A 2335-nucleotide genomic window follows, 5' to 3' on the forward strand; every position below is an offset into this window, starting at 1 on the left:
GGGTTAGTTGTCGTCGCAGGCGCGGCGGCGTTCCAGGAAGACGGTGTCGCGCCAGGCGCCGTGGTGTTGGGCGATGCGTTCGCGGATGCCGACGGTGCGGAACCCGGCGGAGTAGTGCAGGGCGAGGCTGGGGCGGTTTTCGGGGAAGATCGAGGTCTGCAGCGTCCACAGCCCATCGACGTCGGCGGCGGTGACCTGCTTGTGCAGCAGTGCTTTGCCCACGCCACGACCGCGGAAGCCTTCGCCGACGTAGACCGACGTTTCGCCGACTCCGGCGTAGCAGTCCCGGTTGGACACCGGGGTGATGGCGGCCCATCCGGCGACCTCGCCGTCGATCTCGGCGATCCACCGGTGTGCCGGGATCCACTTGGCTTCCAGGGTTTTGCGGGCGGGCACGTCGGTTTCGAAGGTGGCGTTGCCGGTGGCGATGCCCTCGCTGTAGATGCGGCGCACTGCCGACCAGTCCCCGGTCTGGAGGGGGCGGACGGTGACGTCGTCGGGGAGGTTGTCCGGGCAGCACGGCCGCGCGAGCATGCCCATCACCGCCTCCGCGGCGTGTGGCAGTCCGGTGCAGCAGGCGGTGTTGACCGAGACCCGGGTGGCGGTGCCTTGCTTGGACAGCACCACGAAGCCGACGTCGGCGAGTTTGCGCACGTGGTGGGAGCAGGTGGACTGGCTGATGCCCAGCAGCTCGGTCAAGGCTCCCACGGTGGTCGAGCCCGCGGCGGCCACGGCGTGCAGCAGCCGCACGCGCATGGGTTCGGCGAGGCTGGCGAACCATTCGGCGTAGGTCGCCGCGGCCTCGGCCGGCAGCAGCTGCATCTCGGGCGTCTGGGGGGCCGTCGTCGTCATGAACCCAAGTATCGACACAGATCGATGGTTGCGTCAAGCGATAGTCGTCGATACATTCGGCTCGGCTTCATCGAGCATCATCGATGGAAAGGAGAGGGTTGTGGACGAGTTGCCGGTTGTGGTGGTGGGTGCCGGGCCGATCGGGTTGGCCGCGGCGGCGCAGGTCGCCGAGCGCGGGTTGGAGCCGCTGGTGCTGGAGGCGGCCGGCGAGGTCGGGGCCTCGGTCCGCGAGTGGGGGCATGTGCGGTTGTTCTCTCGGTGGTCGGAGCTGATCGACCCGGCGGCCGCCCGGCTCCTGGAAGCCCAGGGGTGGCAGCGCCCGGACCCGGCGGCGTATCCGACGGGCGCGGACTGGGTCGAGAACTATCTGGAGCCGCTGGCGGCCGCGCTGGGTGAGCGGGTGCGCTTCGGGGCGCGCGTGGTCGGTGTCGCCCGCCGCGGTCGTGACCGCGTGGTCGACGCCGGGCGTGAGAGCGAGCCGTTGACCGTGCACGTGGCCACCACCGACGGCGGTGAGGAGCGGATCACCGCGCGGGCGGTCATCGACGCGTCGGGGACGTGGGGGTCGCCGAACCCGCTGGGAGGCGATGGGCTTGCGGCGGTGGGTGAGCGCGCGGCCAGCGATCACATCGTCTACCAGGTGCCGGACTTCTCTGATCCGCAGGTGCGAACCCGGTATGCGGGCAAGCGGGTCGCGATCGCCGGCAGCGGGCATTCGGCACTGACCGCGCTGGTGGGGCTGGCGACGGTGGCCGAGGAGGCGCCGGGAACTGAGATCGTGTGGGTGCTGCGCCGGGGAACGTCCGGCAATGTCTTCGGTGGCGGCGACGCCGACCAGCTGCCCGCACGCGGAGCGTTGGGCCTGCGGGCGAAGAAAGCCGCCGAGGCGGGATACGTCCGCACCGTGACCGGATTCCGCACCGCCTCCGTTGAATCGGACGGGGACGGCAGGGTGGTGCTGACCTCGTTCGAGGGGCACAAGACCGAACCGGTCGACGAGATCGTGGTGCTGACCGGGTTCCGGCCGGATCTGTCGTGGCTGTCGGAGATCCGGCTGGGCCTGGATCCGGTGCTGCAGGCCCCGGTGGAGCTCGCGCCGCTGATCGACCCGAACGTGCACTCCTGCGGCACCGTCTACCCGCACGGCGCGAAGGAACTTGCCCATCCCGAGCCCGGGGTGTTCCTGGCCGGGATGAAGAGCTACGGCCGCGCGCCCACCTTCTTGGCGATGACCGGGTACGAGCAGGTCCGCAGCGTGGCGGCCGCGATCGCCGGCGACGCCGAAGCGGCCGGGCGCGTCGAACTCGTGCTCCCGGAAACCGGGGTGTGCGGTGGCGCGGGACTCTTCGACGAACCCGAAGCGGAGAAGAACACCGGCGGCTGTTGCGGTGCGCCGCAGCCGGAGCTCGTCGAGCTGAGCGCCCCGGCGCCCCGCGAACACTGATGGCGGCCGACGGCGCCACACCGACCACCACCGTCGCCG

Annotated in this window: 2 protein-coding genes; one reads left to right on the plus strand and one right to left on the minus strand. The window is 71.0% G+C overall.

The genetic code is table 11. The features are described 5' to 3' along the window. Positions 1 to 3: 3 nt before the first annotated feature. Positions 4 to 852, minus strand: a complete 849-nt coding sequence (locus E1288_RS46235) for a helix-turn-helix domain-containing GNAT family N-acetyltransferase (protein WP_132495675.1) — start codon at positions 850 to 852, stop codon at positions 4 to 6. Between the two features lie 100 nt (positions 853 to 952). Between E1288_RS46235 and E1288_RS46240 the strand changes: the two genes are divergently transcribed. Then, entirely contained in the window at positions 953 to 2296 is a 1344-nt protein-coding gene (locus E1288_RS46240; protein WP_132495677.1) for an NAD(P)-binding domain-containing protein, read from the plus strand. Positions 2297 to 2335: the final 39 nt, after the last annotated feature.

Origin of the sequence: Saccharopolyspora elongata (assembly GCF_004348985.1) — a bacterium.
GTDB lineage: Bacteria > Actinomycetota > Actinomycetes > Mycobacteriales > Pseudonocardiaceae > Saccharopolyspora > Saccharopolyspora elongata.

Bases quoted from the DNA above. Each gene is read 5' to 3' on its own strand.
- E1288_RS46235 (WP_132495675.1), bottom strand. From the start codon at position 852: ATGACGACGACGGCCCCCCAGACGCCCGAGATGCAGCTGCTGCCGGCC.